We start from the raw sequence: 15,291 nt of genomic DNA, 5'->3' as shown, positions 1-15,291 counted from the left end.
GGGGCGTGACATCATGTCACGCCCCACCATACTATGTGTCTCGTTCAGGTTTTAATCGTCGAGAACGGCTTTCTCATCAAGAAGTCCCGCAATCGCCTGCGGTAAATACGCGGCCACTCGGCTGGGAGGAACCGGCCCTTTGCGTCCCTCCAACGATGCCAGCGCCGCACGATTATGCAGGTAAACCGCCAGTGCCGCAAGACTTGCATACGTGCATCCCTCGACCTGCTCATGATGTTCCTGCGCAGCCGCCATATATTGTGCCAAGAGAGCACCCAGAATACCGGTGAGGGTATCGCCGCTTCCGGCGGTAGCAAGCCACCCGGTAGCCCCGTGCACGCTATAGGTGGCACCCACGGGGGCGGCGATAAGCGTCGTCGAGCCCTTAAGCATCACGGTTGCACCGCTGAGCTCGCATGCGGCACGAACCCACCGGAACGGCTCGGCGTTAATATCTTCCCGGCTGGGCACGAGAGCACCGTCGAGCATTTCTTCCCAACGCTGCGGCGAATGCTCATGAATGCGCCGCAGAAAACGTTCCAATTCTCCCGCATGCGGAGTCAGAATTTTATGTTCGCCTAGGCTGTGACCCGCCATTAAATAATCTGCGGCAAGGTCTACTGCACCAGCATCCAGAATTGCAGGTTCAGGGGCATTGAGCAGGTACCTGTTATGGTCCAGGGTTTCGGGACCGGTACCGCTGCCGCCAGCCCAGGCGTGCACATGCTCATGGGCGGGAGGCCCTGTAAAACACACCGTTTCCGGGTTTTGCCCAAGCATGAGAGTGCGCAGGGTATCGTCTTTCCCATTGAAACGCACCATCCCCACCCCGGTATTGAGGGCAGCACGCACACTCATCAGGGCAGCACCGGGATAATCGCGACTTCCCGTGAGCATACCAAGCACACCGCGATTGTACTTATGTGAGAATACCGAAGGCTTTTCGAGCAGATCCCGATAGTCCTCACGTTCCATAACGCGCAGCATCGGCTTATACCCCTTGAGAGCTTCGGGAACCCCTAAATCGTAGAGTTTAATAGTTCCGCAGTGCTCCGCAATATGGGTTCCTGCCGGTAGCTTACGCCCAATAAACGTGACCGTTCGCGCAGCCGCGAGTGAGGGTTCGTGCAGGGTGCCGCGTTCACTATCGAGCCCGGTCGGGGCATCACAGGCGAGCACTGGGGGTAATTTACCGTCTATCTGCACGGCACGGAGTTTAGCCAGGTACTCCCCCGCTTCCCCACGTGCTGCTCCCTTCGCGCCGGTTCCCAAAATACCGTCAATAATCAGGGAGTAGGAGGCAATATCGCGCAGACTTTGGGCGGTGTCAAGCACGCGGGTTCCTTCACCGCTTTCGCGGGCGAGCAGCTCCAGGTTATTACCGGTTGGGTCGAAGAGAACGGCCTCAATGCGGTACCCCTGCTGATGCAGCCGGGTGCCTGCATACACTGTATCCGCACCGTTATTCCCCGGCCCAACCAATAAGAGGATGCGCGTGTACTGGCTGTGCTGCCCCGCATCAGCGAGCATATCGTGAGCTTCGGCGGCGAGCGCATCCGCCGCGCGCTGCATCAAATACCCGTCGTAGTCCGGTGCCTCAAGGTAAGGACGTTCAGCGTTGCGAATTTGTGTACCCGTGTAGACGAGCTTCATAACTCCTCCTGATCAAATGCTCGCGTCGATGCGGCAGGGGCTAGTCGGTGGGGTCTTCGGCGAGAACCGTCATACTGTAGCTTTCAGGATCGAACCTTTTCAGATGGGCAAGCTCTGTAGCGCTCAGATATTCCGCCGTGGCGATGGCAACGGCTACGGGTTCATCATGGGTTAGGCTCAGGTGCAGACGATTGATGCCGAGGGTACGGGCACGTTCGGCGATCGTTCCCGTAAGAATCAGGTATGGCTGCCCACTCTCGCTGCTGGCGACTTCGCAATCTTGCCAGTTGAGCCCATCGGGTGCCCCTAAGACTTTGGCGACCGCTTCTTTGGCGGCAAAACGTACGGCTTGAGAACGGATATTACGAGTGCGCTCATTCGGTGTGAATACCCTGCGCACAAAAGCGGGTGTTTCGGTGACGATTCGTTCAAAGCGCTCAATGTTGACGGTATCTACGCCGATTCCGATAATCATTTTTCGCCTTTCCTGCCAAAATGCGAGTTTTGTTTTAAGTTTAGCGAGGTTGGTACAGGGAAGACAGCACAGCGAACAATGTTAACGCATCATGAAACTTCCTCGGTCTCGCACTGTGGTGCGGGTTAACGAGGCGTGGGCGGTGCCGTCCCCTGAAGGGTAACGACACCGCCCACGCGAACGCATATGCGGGATGAGGATTACTCCACGGTCACCGACTTGGCGAGGTTACGAGGCTGGTCAACGTCCAGTCCTTTCGCCTCAGCAAGTGCACACGCGAAAATCTGCAGCGGCACGGTGGCAAGCAAAGGCTGCAGCAGAGAAGGCGCGGCAGGAACGGTGATCAGACGATCCGCATACTCCTTGACAGCCTCATCGCCCTCTTCGGCAATGACGATGGTGAAGGCGCCGCGAGCGCGCACCTCCTGAATATTGGAAACAACCTTGCCGTGCAGGGATTCACGCCCGTGTGCGGAGGGCACAATGATGATAACGGGCTGGCCCTCTTCGATCAGGGCGATAGGACCGTGTTTCAGCTCGCCAGCGGCAAAACCTTCGGCGTGGATGTAGCTGATCTCTTTGAGTTTAAGCGCGCCTTCAAGGGCAACAGGGAACCCAACGTGGCGCCCTAGGAAGATCACCGAAGAGGTATCTTTCATCTCGGCGCCAAGTTCTTTCACGAGGGTATCGTTGTCGATAACCTTCTGGATCTTGGCGGGCATTTTCTGCAGCTCACCGAGGATGGCAGAGATTTCATCCTTGTACTTGTTGCCGCGAAGCTGCGCAAGATACAGACCCAGCAGATATGCTGCAGTAATCTGCGCCAGAAACGCCTTGGTCGATGCGACCGCAATCTCGGGTCCAGCATGGGTGTACAGCGCCGCGTCGGATTCACGCGGCAGGGTTGAACCGTGGGTGTTGCAGATGGATATGACCTTAGCGCCCTGCTCGCGGGCGTGACGCACCGCCATGAGGGTATCCATGGTTTCGCCGGACTGCGAGAGAGCCACAATCAGGGTCTTCTCGTTCACGATTGGGTCGCGGTATCGGAACTCATGGGCAAGCTCGACTTCGGTGGGGATACGGCACCAGTGCTCGATAGCGTAGCGCGCAACCTGACCCGCGTACGCTGCGGTACCGCAGGCCACCACGATGATCTTATCGATCGAGCGCAGCACGGAATCATCAATATTAAGCTCGTCCAGAACGAGGTTACCTTTTTCATCCATGCGTCCCATGAGGGTCTGCTCAACGGCGGTGGGCTGCTCGTGGATTTCCTTCTCCATGAACGAGTTGTAGCCGCCCTTTTCCGCCGCTGCGGCATCCCATTCGATGTGGAAGGGCTTGCCTTCGGCGGGGTTGCCCGCAAAATCAATAATGGAATAGTCAGTACCGGTGATGGTGACAATCTGGTCCTGCCCCATCTCTACGGCTTCTTTGGTGTGGTCGATAAACGCCGAAACGTCAGATCCTAAGAAATTCTCGTTCTCTCCCAGTCCAATCACCAGAGGAGAGTTGCGGCGGGTTGCCACCACACGGTCGGGGTGGTCTGCGTGAACCGCAAGAATCGTGAAAGCACCTTCCATACGGTTTGATGCTTCACGCACAGCCTCGGTCAGGTCTTTAGTACCCAGTTTGTTATAGATACTTGCGATAAGTGCCGCAGCTACCTCGGTATCGGTCTGAGACTGAAATTCCACCCCTTCGGCAAGCAGTTCGGCGCGTAGCTCGGCGAAGTTCTCAATAATACCGTTGTGCACAACCGCTAGACGACCGTGATCGACCACGTGCGGATGCGCGTTATTATCGGTGGGGCCACCGTGGGTAGCCCAACGGGTATGGCCAATACCAATCTGTGATTCGGTGAGCGGCGCATCCTCGACCTCATGTTCTAGGTTGATAAGTTTGCCCGCCTTCTTGCGGAATTCGATGCCGTCAGGGCATACGAGCGCAACACCGGCCGAGTCATAGCCGCGGTACTCCTGGCGGCGCAGACCTTCAATGACCACTTTGTATGCATCGTGGTCGAATTTATTACCGTCCGGAGCTGCGTCCAGACCTACATATCCTACAATTCCACACATAGCTCAAGTTTATCTTATTCACGCCCCAGGGCAGCTAACCCGGCGCCCTTTACACCTGTGGGCAGAATAACCCCTAGTCAAAAGGCATTTCTTTCAAGGTATAGCCCCAGCCTTTGTGCATTCTTAACCTAAAGGATGCCACGTCTTGTTCGCATCTGACGCGCAAAATTCGTACACTTAGGGGAATGAGCTCCTCAAATTTTTCTGCCGCCAGCTCGCGTTTTGTCGAGCTGGAGCGCTCACGATGGTCGCGGCTAGCGACCGAAATTTCGGTACCCCTCAGCGAAGAGGAACTCGATGCGCTCCGCGGCTTAGGAGAACCGGTAGACTTCGATGAGGTACGTCAGATCTATTTGCCGATCTCCCGACTTTTGAATCTGTACGTCAATGCGGCATCCTCACTCAACCACATGACGAATGACTTCCTTCAGGCATCCCACCGACGAGTTCCCTTTATTATCGGTGTAGCCGGGTCCGTAGCGGTCGGCAAATCGACGACGGCACGCCTGCTGCAGGCACTCCTGAGGCGCTGGCCCTCAACCCCGAAGGTTCAGCTCGTCACCACCGACGGTTTTCTGTACCCAAATGCTGAGTTACAACGCCGCGGCATTATGCACCGCAAAGGCTTTCCCGAATCATACGACAGGCGGGCACTGCTGCAATTTGTCTCCGATATAAAATCGGGGGTCCCTGTGGTCAGAGCCCCCAAATACTCGCATCTGTACTATGACATTCTTCCCGATGAACAGATTGAGGTCACGACTCCTGATGTGCTGATTCTTGAGGGACTTAATGTACTCGCTCCTGCTGGCACTGAAGGCCCCGAAACCTCAGACCTGACGCTCAGTGACTTTTTTGATTTCTCCATCTACGTCGATGCAAATACCAAAGATATTCAGCGATGGTACGTTAACCGGTTCCTCACCCTGCGCTCCTCCGCGTTTACGAACCCGGATTCTTACTTTAAGCGCTATGCTGAGTTAAGCGATGACCAAGCGATTGAGCTTGCCACCGGTATCTGGAAAACCGTCAACGAGCCTAACCTCGTACAGAACGTTCTTCCTACTCGCGCTCGCGCGCACCTGATCTTGCAGAAAGGTTCCGACCATAAGGTGGCGCAGGTTCTCTTGCGCAAAAATTAGCGCATTGCCGTTGACATATTCCAGAATAAAGACCAGTTTCCCAAGGAGGTTCCCGATGGGTACATCAGTTTTTTCACGCCGAGCGCTGCTGACTGCAGCATCTGGGTCTTGGGTCTTGTCTGCATGCGGCTCTCAGGAACCTCAGACTAGCGGGAATACATCAGCTACTGCTTCCACTACACCAAGCGCGACAGGCACGACTTCTCCGGCAAGTGTGTCATCTTCACCTACCGCCACCCCGAAGGTTACGAAGAGTTCCACCCCATCGAACCCTACGATAAAACCTAGTGCGTCCCCGACGGCAAACGAGAAAACCCCAGAGACGAAACCGTCTGAAAAAGCTAACCCAGAGGCCACGGTCTCAGAGTCTTCACATCCCAAAGACCAGAAGTCGCAACCAGAAGGCGGCACTACAGAAGAACCTTCCGCGCCCGAGAGCAAAAAACCTGCTGAGCACACATCGGTCGAGTCGCATCCGGAATCGTTACGGTGCATCGTCAATAAAACTCGCCCATTCTCACCGCAAGATTGGGCCCCGCAGGATTTGGTGCCGTTTTATGGACAGCAGTTACGTGCTGAGGCGGCTGCGGCGGCACAGTCCATGATGGATGCGGCAGCACGGGATGGGGTAACCCTCACGGTCAGCAGTGCTTATCGTTCCTTCGCGGCGCAGAAACAGACCTACCAGCATTGGGTTCAGGTTAATGGGCAGAAGACCGCAGATACACTTTCTGCACGGCCCGGATATTCGGAACATCAGACCGGACTGGCTATCGATTTCGGTTCCCCCGAAGGATGCCTGCTGCAAGAATGCTATCAAGATACTCGTGCGGGTCAATGGTTGGCGAAAAACGCCCCCGACTTCGGGTTTATCCTGCGTTTCCCAAAGAACCAGCAGCATGTGACGGGCTATATCTTTGAACCCTGGCATTACCGTTATTTAGGTGTTGGTCTGACTCAGGAGTATTCGGCGTCCGGCGCAAAGACTCTGGAAGAGTTTTTTGGCACCGGTGCGGCACCAGATTATCTTGGGTAGACTCAGCTACCTCTCATAGGTTTATCAACAGCTTACACCCCTAACTAGTCTTTAGACGGGGTTCTAACCCACAGAAACAAATATCTAAAATCAACCTTTACAGATTGATATATGATGCACTAGTGAAGAAAATCACTTTATTTGGAGCGGTTTTTGTTGGTTTTTCCTGAAAATTTGCTGGGAAACACGATACCCTAGGTACATGCTTAAAGGTTTTAAAGATTTCTTGATTCGTGGCAACGTTATCGACCTTGCAGTCGGTATTATCATGGGTACTGCGTTCACCGCAGTTGTGACTGCGCTGGTTCAGTCGGTGCTCATGCCCGCAATTTCCATGCTCGTCCAGTCTCCGAACTTTGATTCTTTCCTCGTCATCGGTCAGATTAAGATCGGTGTCTTCCTGACCGCTGTCGTAAACTTCCTGCTCATTGCGGCTGCTGTGTACTTCGCTGTGGTTCTTCCGGTTCAGAAGCTCAATGAAAGGGCTACCCGCAACAAGGGTGAAGAAGAGGAAGAAGAAACCGAGCTTACCCTTCTCAAGGAAATCCGCGATTCCCTCGCTAAGAAGTAATCTACGGATCACTCCGATTCAAACATACTAGTCATTCAACAAAAGCCGTGGGGCGCATCCGAATTTGGATGCGCCCCACGGTATTTTTCAGCTCGAATAAATCTGCCGATATGAGCTAAACCTGCGCTATAAACAAAATGCGTATCGTCGGCGAAATATTTCTATTTCGCCGACGATACGCATCAATTTTCTAGAAAGCTTGTAAGACTAGAGAGCCAGTTCTTTCGCCACCACATCCGCAAGGTGCTGAGCAACAGAATCGGCCTGCTCCTGCGTAGCGGCCTCAACCATAACGCGCACCAGCGGTTCGGTTCCAGAAGCACGCAGAAGAACACGCCCGCTCTCCCCCAGCCCCTTCTCAGCATCGGCCACAGCAGCATTCAGCGCAGCATTGGTTGAAACGCCGGCACGATCTACGCCCTTCACGTTAATCAAACGCTGCGGGGTGGGCTGCATCCGTGAGGCCAGCACAGAAAGTTTCTCCCCGCTACGCGCCACCTCAGCGGCAAGCTGAATCCCGGTGAGCACACCGTCGCCCGTGGTCGCATAGTCACTCATAATCACATGCCCGGACTGCTCACCGCCTAGGTTATACCCGTGCTCACGCATCTCTTCGAGTACGTAACGATCTCCCACGGCGGTGCGCACCAGCGAAATACCGTGCTCACGCAGATAGAGTTCAAGCCCTAGGCTGCTCATCACGGTTGCCACCAGAGTGTTCTGGCTCAGGTGCCCAGCACGATGCGCCGCCAAGGCAAGAATAGCCATAATCTGATCGCCGTCTACCAGGTTCCCCTGCTCATCAACTGCCTGACATCGGTCGGAGTCACCATCATGGGCAATCCCCAAGGTTGCGCCGTGTTCAACGACGGCAGCTTGAAGGGTCTGCGGATGCGTAGAACCTACGCCATCGTTGATATTGGTGCCGTTCGGTTCAGCAGCGAGCGCGATAACTTCGGCCCCTAGCCGGGTGAAGGCCGCAGGAGAGGCTGCATAAGCCGCACCATTTGCGCAGTCCAGCACAATCTTAAGACCCGTGAGGGGCTTCTCGTCTTCTAGCGTGGAAACTAGGTGCTTAACGTATGCCTCGGTACCGTTCTCTAGGGCGCAGATAGAGCCGACCTCACCCCCGGTAGGGTACCTAAAGTTCTTTTCCCGGTACACGCGCTCAATGGCATCTTCGGTGGCGTCTTCAAGCTTTTGTCCACCACGCGCCAAGAATTTAATACCGTTATCGGCGGCGGGGTTATGCGATGCTGAGATCATCACACCAAAGTCTGCATCCGTGTAAGCAACCAAGTAGGCGGCGGCCGGAGTGGGGACGATTCCCGCGTCCAACACATCCACACCAGCGCTGGTAAACCCGGCTTTCATGGCAGAGACAATAAAATCTGCGGATGCGCGTGAATCGTTAGCGATTACGGCGCGGGGGCGGGTGCCTTCGGCGACCTGCTCGTGTCCAAGTACAAGGGCGGCTGCCTGCGCGAGCTCAAGAGCGAGTGCCGGAGTGATAATCTCATTCGCGAGGCCGCGCACGCCGTCAGTTCCAAAAAGTCGTTCAGTCACCTTACTATCTTACGCCGGAACCGCCCCCGCTTTGGTAGGCAGGGGCGGTTCTTAGTTATTTTCTTAGCAGGTTTATTGAATAAACCAACCAAAAGTTTTATTTATTGGATGACAGGAAAACCTTCGGGGTCACTGCCGCCTTCTTCTTCAAAAACATCCGTTGCAGAACGTACAATCAAAGGATCGCAAGTTCCCACGACTTCACGGTCTTTTGAGGTGTAGTCGAATTGTGAAAGCACGTAACGCATGGCTTCCAAACGAGCACGCTTCTTATCATTTGACTTAATAACGGTCCACGGAGCATCGCCGGTATGGGTGTAGAAGAACATGGCTTCTTTCGCAGCAGTGTAATCATCCCACTTATCGAGCGAAGCTAGGTCAGTAGGTGATAGCTTCCACTGACGAACAGGATCAGTACGGCGTGAGGTAAAGCGTGCCAGCTGTTCCTGCTTGGTAACTGAGAACCAGAACTTAATGAGCTTAATGCCCGAGTTCACGAGCATACGCTCCAGGTCGGGTACTTCGCGCATAAACTCGAAGTACTGGGCCTGCGTGCAATAGCCCATCACACGCTCAACCCCGGCGCGGTTGTACCAGGAACGGTCCATCATGACGATCTCGCCACCAGAGGGTAAGTGCTTGATATAGCGCTGGAAATACCACTGAGTCTGTTCAATATCGGTTGGCTTTTCAAGAGCCACCACGCGAGCCCCACGGGGGTTCAGGTGTTCCGTAAAGCGTTTGATGGAACCACCCTTACCCGCAGCATCGCGTCCCTCAAAAATAATGAGGATTTTCTGCCCGGTCGATTTTGCCCATAGCTGGAGCTTCAGAAGCTCAATCTGCAGTGCGCGTTTTTCTTTTTCGTATGCTTTACGACCGAGTTTTTCATCGTAGGGGTAGCCAATCTTCCAGGCATCGCCCCTTGAGCTTTTCTTATTTCCGCTCAGAGCATGGGTGAGAGATGCCATTTCATCCAGTTCTGCCGCATAGTCTTCAACCACCGAGGTGCGACGAACTTGGGGTTTGAGAGCTTCTTTAATAGCGTGCTTTTTCTCTGATACGGCTGGATCTGCAACATCGGAAGACTGAGGAGCAGTTTCGGGTACGGTACTCTCGACCTGCTCCGTTGCGGGCTGAAGGTTCTTTTCTGTCATGAATTCTCTTTCCGTTCGTGTCTGCTTTGACACTTTAACTGTACCGAGAGTGAGAATGAGTGACAAATGTAACAGTTATCGCAACCTTATGCAGGTAAACCCCTTATAATGCACAAAGCCCCCGCGCTTCTTTGGGAAGTGCGGGGGCTTTGTGCAGCAGAACCAGCGATTAACGCTTGGAGAACTGCGAAGCCTTGCGTGCCTTCTTGAGACCGGCCTTCTTACGCTCGATAACACGTGCGTCGCGAGTCAAGAAGCCTGCCTTCTTCAGCGCGGGACGATTGTTCTCACGATCAATCTCGTTGAGGGCACGAGCGATACCAAGGCGCAGCGCGCCTGCCTGACCGGAGGGACCACCACCGCTGATGCGTGCAATCACATCGTAAGCACCTTCAAGTTCCAGGATCTTGAACGGCTGGTTCACATCCTGCTGGTGCAATTTATTGGGGAAGTAGCTATCCAGGCTACGGCCGTTAATGGTCCAGTTACCGGAACCGGGAACCACGCGAACACGTGCCACTGCTTCCTTACGACGACCGACTGCAGCACCTGCAACAGTCAGTGCCGGACGGCTTGTCTGTGCAGCCGCCGCGACGGGGGCTGCGGATTCCGAGGTGTAGCTAGTGAGCTCTTCCTCGACTACGATCTGCTCTTCGTTCTGAGCCACGATTTCTCCTAATAGTTTCTTCGTAGGCCCGAATTACTGGGCGACCTGGTTGAATTCGTAGGTCTTGGGCTGCTGTGCCGCGTGCGGGTGCTCGGGACCAGCGTAGACCTTCAGCTTCTTGATCTGCTGTGCAGCTAGCTTGTTCTTGGGCAGCATGCCCTTCACAGCCTTCTCAACCGCACGAACAGGGTTGGTTTCAAGAAGCTCTGCATAATTGACGGACTTCAGACCGCCAGGGTAACCCGAGTGGCGGTATGCACGCTTCTGCTCAAGCTTTGCACCGGTCAGAGCGACCTTCTCGGCATTCACGATGATCACGAAATCGCCGGTATCCACGTTAGGGGTAAAAGTCGGCTTGTGCTTACCGCGCAGCAGGATAGCGGTCTGGCTTGCGAGGCGACCGAGCACCACATCGGTGGCATCAATGATGTGCCACTGGCGCTCAACTTCGCCGGGCTTAGGAGTATAAGTGCGCAAAATATTGGCCTTTGTCTCGAAATGTACATTCGGCGCTTAGTTGGGTATCACGCCTATTACTACGTGCATGACGAATCCGGGTGAGGACCGAATGCTCGCCCGTTCTGGCCCGTACTCTGCGACACCTTGACGTCCTGCAACTAGACAGTGCCGAGAGCGTGCTCGGGCAGAACACGCACAACTAGCAAAACTATACAGCAATTTAGGTGCTTAATCCACACCAAAACCCTTAAATGGCGCGGATTCCCCGTTAAAAATGTTGCTCTACCGCATTGCCCGAGTAGCTCGTGCCTGCAGACCGTACTCTTCAGGCGCTGGATAATCAATGTGTGCAAGAGCTAATCCATGCGGGGGTGCCATAATGAGTGAGGCATCCCGCTGCGGGTTTTCTAGGCGTTCCCGCAGCCATGTTTGGGTCCGTTTTCCGGTGCCGTAGAGAACTAGTGCCCCTATAAGCGAGCGCACCATATGGTGACAAAAAGCGTCTGCCTCAACCGTCGCTTCAATAACTCCGTCATCATGGCGTGTTAGGTATATACGGCGGAGTTCACGAATCGTCGTAGCTCCCTCACGCGGCTTACAGAACGAGAGAAAATCATGTAGCCCCGTAAGTTCATGAGCTGCCTTGTTAAGATCTTCAAGGTCTAGGCTTTCGGGAATGCACCAGGCATACGCGCGGCGCAGCGGATCGGGGCTACTCCCCTGTCCATCCAGGATGCGGTACGTATACCGCCTGCCGGTCGCTGAAAACCGCGCATCAAAGTCCTGCGGCACGGGCTGTACCTGGTGAAGCACAAGAGATCCTTGAAGAAGCCCGCGCATGCGCTCAGGGATTCCTAGCGTATGTTCTGCCTGCGCCAGGGTTCGTTTCAGGGCACCAGAAACCTTACGTTTGAGCGACTCAGCTGGATCTGCCAGCCCGTCACGCCCGGTAAGTTTCTGCCAGGTTTCAGCGGCAATATCGAGGTGGATAGTCTGCGCCTGCGCATGTACTCCGGCATCGGTACGACCGGCGACCGTCACTCGGTGATGCGCGCGAAGCACCAGCTCCAGCGCATCCTCTAATACACCCTGCACAGTTACCAGATTAGGCTGCCTTGCCCACCCGCTAAACCACGTGCCTTCATAGGCGCAGTCGATACGTACCCGCTGCGTGCCCAGCACCACGTCCCCATCGCCAGATGATGGCTGCGAGTCCAGGTTGATCTGTGATGCCTGAGGAACAGGCTCTTGTAACTGATCCGACACAGTAGCTTTTCCCTTTCCCCCTTCAACAATACCTGGTGAATTGCCCAAGAATGTACGTCTGAAACACGCAAAATCCGTCGCCTATGAACCTAGGCGACGGATTTTGACAATAAGCTAACGCGTTAGCTGTACTTACTCAGCAGAAACTTTCTGAGCTGCTGCACCACCGGCGGGTGCGTAACCTGCCGCCTCAGCCGACTCAGCGGAGTCAAACCAGATTTCGGCGATGGTGTTTGCATACCAGCGGGAGCCGGGCACGTGGTACTTCATCGAGTCAGCGTTACCCTTGACCTCGAAGCCTTCGGGAGCCTCACCAGATTCTAACGGAGCGTGTGCGCCTGCAGGCAGACCCTCGGTACCTTCAGACTTAGCGGGCTTAGCTTCTTCCTTAGGTTCAGCCTTTTCAGCTTTTGCCTTCTTTGCTTCAGCCTTAGGAGCCTCGGCAGCCTTCTCAGTAACCTTGGTAGCTTCTGCAACAGCACCCTTGGTTTCTACAGGCTCCATTACGAGTTCGATAACGGCCATAGGTGCGTTATCGCCCTTACGGTTACCGATCTTGGTGATGCGAGTGTAGCCACCGGGGCGCTCGGCCATTGCCGGTGCGATTACAGTAAAAAGCTCGTGTACTACGGACTTGTCGGTAATGGATCGCAGCACGCGACGGCGAGCCGCCAAATCGCCCTTCTTACCGAAGGTGATGAAACGTTCAGCCACCGGGCGCATACGCTTTGCCTTAGTCAAGGTGGTGGTGATGCGCTTGTGCTGGAAGAGCTGCGCCGACAGGTTATTGAGCATTAGGCGCTCATGGGTCGGGGAACCGCCGAGGCGGGGACCCTTAGTGGGAGTAGGCATAGTTATTTCTCCATGATTTACGTTCCACCGCCCCAACAACGGGACTTAGGAACCACGTTTACTGATCCCGGAACAACCGGGTGAACTATTCGATCGAAATTTATTCGCCGGAACCGTCTTCGTCATCGTATGCACGAGCAACGGGTTCAAAGCCCGGAGGGGAATCCTTGAGAGCCAGACCAAGCTCATGCAGCTTAGCCTTGACCTCATCAATGGATTTAGCACCGAAGTTACGAATATCCATCAGATCTGCCTCGCTACGGGTCACGAGCTCACCTACGGTGTGGATGCCCTCGCGCTTGAGGCAGTTGTAGGATCGAACGGACATGTTAAGGTCCTCAATCGGCAGAGCCAAATCGGCAGCCATGGACTCGTCGGCAGGCGACGGACCAACCTCGATACCCTCGGCAGCAACGTTGAGCTCACGTGCAAGTCCGAAGAGCTCAACCAGGGTGCTGCCTGCGGATGCGACGGCATCGCGCGGTGCAATGGCTTCCTTGGTTTCGACGTCCAAAGTCAGGCTGTCGAAGTCGGTGCGCTGTTCAACACGGGTTGCGTTAACGCTGAAGGTAACCTTCAGAACCGGGGAGTAAATAGAATCAACCGGAATACGGCCGATCTCTGCATCACCGGTCTTGTTCTGAGCTGCAGACACATAACCGCGACCGCGCTCAATAATCAGTTCGGCATTGAAGTTTGCCTTCGCGTTGAGGGTTGCGATGTGCAGTTCCGGGTTGTGGATCTCAACACCGGCAGGTACTTCAATGTCGGCTGCAGTAAGTTCACCCTCGCCCTGCTTACGCAGGTATGCAACTACAGGCTCGTCATTTTCCGAGGAAATCGAGAGCTTCTTGACATTCAAGATAATCTCGGTGACATCCTCGGTGACTCCGGGAACAGTGCTGAACTCGTGCAGAACACCGTCGATACGAACGCTGGTAACAGCGGCGCCGGGAATGGAGGACAGCAGAGTGCGACGGAGGGAGTTACCCATGGTGTAGCCGAAGCCCGGCTCAAGGGGCTCGATGGTGAAGCGCGAACGGTTCGGCGCTACGACCTCTTCAGTCAGAGTGGGGCGCTGTGCAATAAGCACTTTGTTTCCTTTCGGTGAGCTCCGCTATATGAGCCCACAAGTTTGGGAAAACAGATTTTAGGAAGCAGACGGGTGTCTGGACTCTTTGGTGTTATCTGTGAAGACGACAGCCGCAGAGGGATTAGGCATTCGCCTAATTAGACGCGGCGGCGCTTCGGCGGACGGCAACCGTTGTGAGCTACGGGGGTTACGTCCTGAATCGAACCAACCTCTAGGCCTGCTGCCTGCAGAGAGCGGATTGCGGTCTCACGGCCAGAACCGGGGCCCTTTACGAAAACATCAACCTTACGGACGCCGTGTTCCTTAGCACGGTTTGCGGCAGTCTCAGCAGCCAGCTGTGCGGCGTAGGGAGTGGACTTACGAGAGCCCTTGAAGCCCATATCACCTGCAGAGGACCACGAGATTACTGCACCGGTGGGATCGGTAATGGAGACGATAGTGTTGTTGAAGGTCGACTTGATGTGAGCCTGACCAGCAACGATGTTCTTGCTGACCTTGCGGCGGGTCTTGCGAGCAGCCGCGGCGCGAGTCTTGGGAGGCATTATTGATTCTCCTACAAAGGTTTTCTAATACGTTGGTCGATACTGATAGTTCGACAGAGCAACGTTGCTTACTTCTTCTTACCTGCGACGGTACGCTTCGGGCCCTTACGGGTGCGTGCGTTGGTCTTGGTGCGCTGACCGTGAACCGGCAGGCCGCGACGGTGACGCAGACCCTGGTAGCTGCCGATTTCAACCTTGCGGCGAATATCGGCTGCAACCTCGCGGCGAAGATCACCTTCAACCTTGTAGTTGCCTTCGATGAAGTCACGAAGTGCCACAAGCTCCTGGTCGGTGAGATCCTTGACGCGAGTGTCAGGGTTCACGCCGGTAGCAGCAAGGGTTTCGTGAGCACGGGTCTTGCCCACGCCGTAAATGTAAGTGAGAGCAACTTCCACGCGCTTTTCGCGGGGAATATCAACTCCAGCGAGACGTGCCATACTGGCTTCTCCTTGTTGTTTTCCAGAGGTCTGTAGCATCACTGCCCGGGTGTTTGCCCGGTCCCCGGCCTCTGAGTCCGGAGGTATCCGCATCCTTTATCACTCGATAAACAATGCGGAGCGGTGCCTATGACGATTCCGCCCGCAGGCGGTGTTACGCAGCTACCGTGGGCTTAGCCCTGGCGCTGTTTGTGGCGCGGGTTTTCGCAGATCACCATGACTACGCCATGACGGCGAATCACTTTGCACTTATCGCAGATCGGCTTAACGCTCGGCTTGACCTTCATCGCA

Annotated in this window: 16 protein-coding genes; 3 read left to right on the top strand and 13 right to left on the bottom strand. The window is 55.1% G+C overall.

What is annotated here, in order from left to right; all coding sequences use genetic code 11:
* Positions 1 to 51: 51 nt before the first annotated feature.
* From HMPREF2554_RS03545 to glmS, 3 genes are all read right to left on the bottom strand, one after another.
* Positions 52 to 1,653, bottom strand: coding sequence for a bifunctional ADP-dependent NAD(P)H-hydrate dehydratase/NAD(P)H-hydrate epimerase (locus HMPREF2554_RS03545; protein ID WP_013397597.1), 1,602 nt, complete (start codon positions 1,651 to 1,653; stop codon positions 52 to 54).
* A gap of 40 nt (positions 1,654 to 1,693) precedes the next feature.
* Entirely contained in the window at positions 1,694 to 2,128 is a 435-nt protein-coding gene (locus HMPREF2554_RS03540) for a holo-ACP synthase (RefSeq protein WP_004005243.1), read from the bottom strand.
* A 200-nt stretch (positions 2,129 to 2,328) separates the two neighbouring features.
* Positions 2,329 to 4,212, bottom strand: coding sequence for a glutamine--fructose-6-phosphate transaminase (isomerizing) (gene glmS / locus HMPREF2554_RS03535; protein WP_004005244.1), 1,884 nt, complete (start codon positions 4,210 to 4,212; stop codon positions 2,329 to 2,331).
* Positions 4,213 to 4,397: 185 nt separating this feature from the next.
* Between glmS and coaA the strand changes: the two genes are divergently transcribed.
* The 3 genes from coaA (at position 4,398) to mscL (ending at position 6,961) form a co-directional block, all read left to right on the top strand.
* Positions 4,398 to 5,354 (top strand): type I pantothenate kinase, encoded by a 957-nt coding sequence (gene coaA, locus HMPREF2554_RS03530; RefSeq protein WP_013397598.1) that lies wholly within the window; start codon positions 4,398 to 4,400, stop codon positions 5,352 to 5,354.
* Positions 5,355 to 5,409: 55 nt separating this feature from the next.
* Complete coding sequence (locus HMPREF2554_RS03525; protein WP_244864775.1) at positions 5,410 to 6,390, top strand: M15 family metallopeptidase; 981 nt, start codon at positions 5,410 to 5,412, stop codon at positions 6,388 to 6,390.
* Between the two features lie 202 nt (positions 6,391 to 6,592).
* Complete coding sequence (gene mscL / locus HMPREF2554_RS03520; RefSeq protein WP_004005247.1) at positions 6,593 to 6,961, top strand: large conductance mechanosensitive channel protein MscL; 369 nt, start codon at positions 6,593 to 6,595, stop codon at positions 6,959 to 6,961.
* A 207-nt stretch (positions 6,962 to 7,168) separates the two neighbouring features.
* On the opposite strand, the gene glmM is transcribed toward mscL, so the two are convergent.
* From glmM to rpmJ, 10 genes are all read right to left on the bottom strand, one after another.
* Positions 7,169 to 8,527 (bottom strand): phosphoglucosamine mutase, encoded by a 1,359-nt coding sequence (gene glmM, locus HMPREF2554_RS03515; protein ID WP_013397601.1) that lies wholly within the window; start codon positions 8,525 to 8,527, stop codon positions 7,169 to 7,171.
* Positions 8,528 to 8,628: 101 nt separating this feature from the next.
* Positions 8,629 to 9,684 (bottom strand): polyphosphate kinase 2, encoded by a 1,056-nt coding sequence (ppk2, locus tag HMPREF2554_RS03510; protein WP_013397602.1) that lies wholly within the window; start codon positions 9,682 to 9,684, stop codon positions 8,629 to 8,631.
* Positions 9,685 to 9,853: 169 nt separating this feature from the next.
* Positions 9,854 to 10,351 carry a 30S ribosomal protein S9 gene (gene rpsI / locus HMPREF2554_RS03505; protein WP_004005250.1) on the bottom strand — a complete coding sequence of 166 codons (498 nt, stop codon included), beginning with the start codon at positions 10,349 to 10,351 and terminating at the stop codon, positions 9,854 to 9,856.
* Between the two features lie 33 nt (positions 10,352 to 10,384).
* Complete coding sequence (gene rplM, locus HMPREF2554_RS03500; RefSeq protein WP_004005251.1) at positions 10,385 to 10,828, bottom strand: 50S ribosomal protein L13; 444 nt, start codon at positions 10,826 to 10,828, stop codon at positions 10,385 to 10,387.
* Positions 10,829 to 11,092: 264 nt separating this feature from the next.
* On the bottom strand, positions 11,093 to 11,989 hold the full coding sequence (truA, locus tag HMPREF2554_RS03495; RefSeq protein WP_115333628.1) for a tRNA pseudouridine(38-40) synthase TruA: 897 nt from the start codon (positions 11,987 to 11,989) through the stop codon (positions 11,093 to 11,095).
* A gap of 219 nt (positions 11,990 to 12,208) precedes the next feature.
* Entirely contained in the window at positions 12,209 to 12,928 is a 720-nt protein-coding gene (gene rplQ, locus HMPREF2554_RS03490; protein ID WP_004005253.1) for a 50S ribosomal protein L17, sunset domain variant, read from the bottom strand.
* Positions 12,929 to 13,028: 100 nt separating this feature from the next.
* Entirely contained in the window at positions 13,029 to 14,021 is a 993-nt protein-coding gene (locus tag HMPREF2554_RS03485) for a DNA-directed RNA polymerase subunit alpha (protein WP_013397604.1), read from the bottom strand.
* A gap of 137 nt (positions 14,022 to 14,158) precedes the next feature.
* Complete coding sequence (gene rpsK, locus HMPREF2554_RS03480; protein WP_004005255.1) at positions 14,159 to 14,563, bottom strand: 30S ribosomal protein S11; 405 nt, start codon at positions 14,561 to 14,563, stop codon at positions 14,159 to 14,161.
* Between the two features lie 68 nt (positions 14,564 to 14,631).
* Positions 14,632 to 15,000 carry a 30S ribosomal protein S13 gene (rpsM, locus tag HMPREF2554_RS03475; protein ID WP_005505026.1) on the bottom strand — a complete coding sequence of 123 codons (369 nt, stop codon included), beginning with the start codon at positions 14,998 to 15,000 and terminating at the stop codon, positions 14,632 to 14,634.
* Between the two features lie 173 nt (positions 15,001 to 15,173).
* Positions 15,174 to 15,287 (bottom strand): 50S ribosomal protein L36, encoded by a 114-nt coding sequence (gene rpmJ / locus HMPREF2554_RS03470; protein WP_004005257.1) that lies wholly within the window; start codon positions 15,285 to 15,287, stop codon positions 15,174 to 15,176.
* Between the last annotated feature and the right edge of the window lie 4 nt (positions 15,288 to 15,291).

The sequence above is a fragment of the Rothia sp. HMSC071F11 genome, from assembly GCF_001809115.1.
GTDB lineage: Bacteria > Actinomycetota > Actinomycetes > Actinomycetales > Micrococcaceae > Rothia > Rothia dentocariosa.
The sequence above is the reverse complement of the archived record's forward strand: the minus strand, read 5'-3'. Positions and strand labels throughout refer to the sequence as shown.